2 protein-coding genes are annotated in these 2,046 nt (G+C 66.3%); both read right to left on the reverse strand.

Annotation, left to right across the window (positions count from 1 at the left end; all coding sequences use genetic code 11):
* Nucleotides 1–112: 112 nt before the first annotated feature.
* On the reverse strand, nucleotides 113–1,330 hold the full coding sequence (locus WCE35_RS13110; RefSeq protein WP_424593776.1) for an alpha-hydroxy acid oxidase: 1,218 nt from the start codon (nucleotides 1,328–1,330) through the stop codon (nucleotides 113–115).
* Between the two features lie 42 nt (nucleotides 1,331–1,372).
* The coding region (locus WCE35_RS13115) for an MlaD family protein (RefSeq protein ID WP_424593777.1) at nucleotides 1,373–2,046 on the reverse strand (674 nt) is incomplete at its 5' end.

The following is a 2,046-nucleotide window of genomic DNA, read 5'->3' on the forward strand; positions in this document are numbered from 1 at the left end:
ATTCTATTGGTTCCGGAAAAACGTGAGATCCACCCCGCGGTTCGTTGTTTCATCCACCAGGGTCGGCCGTCAGGTCGGTACAGAACTCGCAATGGCGTATTGAGATTTTCGCCTAGAACTTCCGCACCAGCTCCGGCGTGATCTCACCGACGCTGCGTATCCCCAATAGCGCCAGGTCGCGGTCGATCTCGTCGCGCAGCAGGCTGATGGCTCGCCGCACGGCGGGCTCGCCGCCGACGACCGCCGCATACAGGAACGGCCGGCCGATGAAGACGAAATGCGCGCCGAGCGCCAGGGCCTTGATGACATCGGTGCCGCGCCTTACGCCGCCGTCGAGCATCACGGTCATGCCGTTCGCCTGGGCCGCGATCTCGGGCAGGGTGCGCAGCGCCGACATCGTGTAATCGAGCTGGCGGCCGCCATGGTTGGAGACAATCACGCCATCGACGCCGCATTCGCGGGCGATGCGCGCGTCCTGCGGCGCGATCAGGCCCTTGACGACGAGCTTGCCTTTCCAGCGGCGGCGGATCAGTTCGACATGCTTCCAGGCGAGCTGATCGCGATGGCCGATATTGCGCATCAGGCTTTTCGACAGCGCCGGCGGGCCTCGTTTGGCGTCCATGTTCTCGAAATGCGGCATGCCGTGGTTCATTACCGTGCGCGCCCAGGTGCGGAACAGCCAGTGCGGGTGCGTCAGGGTATCCCAGGCGACGCGCGGCGTGATCGCCATCGGCACCTGAAAGCCGTTGCGGATGTTGTTCTCGCGGTTCGGCGGCACCGGGACGTCGGCGGTGACGACGAAGGTGTCGTAGCCGGCCGCCGCCACGCGATCGACCAGCGGCTCGATGCGTGCGGGCACCCCGGCCAGATAGGCCTGGTACCATGCCGCCTGATTCTCGCGGCGGACGTCCTCCAGCGCGATCAGGGACGAGGCGCTGAGGATCATCGGCACCTTCATCGCGGCCGCCGCGCGCGCCAGCACGATGTCGCCGCGATAGGCGCAGAGCGCGGCCGAGCCCATCGGCGGAATGCCGAACGGCGACGCCCAGGTCTTGCCGAACAAGGTCGCGGTCTGGTCGCGGCCGGAGACGTCGTTGAGCACGCGCGGTACAAAACCGTATTCGTCGAAAGCCCGTCGATTGTCGCGAACCGCGGCGTCGGTTTCGGCACCGCCGGCGATGTAGCCGTGGAGGAATTTCGGCAGAAGCCGCCGCGCGGCCGGCTCGAAATCGTCGAGCGCAAGGTAGCGCCGCAGCGCGCGCGGCACGGCGCTGGTGGCGCGGGTCGCGGTCGGCGGCGGGGCAGATGTCACCGGGGTCTTGTCGAGCACGTCAGGCGTTTTCCGTTGTCTTGTTTGTGGGCAGCGGGCACGTTACCGCCTGCCGCCGGGCCCGCCGAATTTCTGGTCGGTCTTGGTGACGGACTGGCTGATGTCGCCGAGCATTTTTCGCGTGTCGGCCATCAGCGCGGCGGACTTCTTGTCAAAGCTCTCGATCAGCTCACGCAGCGAGACGATGGTCGGCAGCAGTTCGCCGTCATATTTGTCGCTTCCGAGACCCTTCAGGAAATCCTGGGTCCTGGTCATGCCGCTGTCGACGGCGCTGACGCCGGATTCGGCGGCGCTGATGATGCTGGTGATCCGCGCGCCATTGCCGGAAAGCGACGCGGTGAACGACTCGAAATTGCGCAGCGTGTCCTTCACCGCGACTTCATTGTCGGCGATAACCCTGTCGACATTGCGCAGCGCGATGCGAATCTTTTCCTGCACATCCAGCAGGCCATCCGGATCGGCCGTCAGTTCCGGAATGCCGTCGGCGCCGAGCGGAACGGGCGGCGCATCGAGCGAGCCGCCGGTGAACGAGATCGCGGCGATGCCCGTCAGCCCCTGGAATTCGAGGCCGACCTGGGTATCCCTGCGCACCGGCGTGTTGCCGTCGATCATGGTCAGCGCGACCACCCGGCGCGGGTTGTCGAGCTTCAGCGACACCACCTCGCCGACGCGGATGCCGGCGAAATTGACGCTGCCGCCCTTGCGCAGCCCGGAGG

The sequence above is a fragment of the Bradyrhizobium sp. genome, assembly GCF_049691595.1.
Lineage (GTDB): Bacteria > Pseudomonadota > Alphaproteobacteria > Rhizobiales > Xanthobacteraceae > Bradyrhizobium.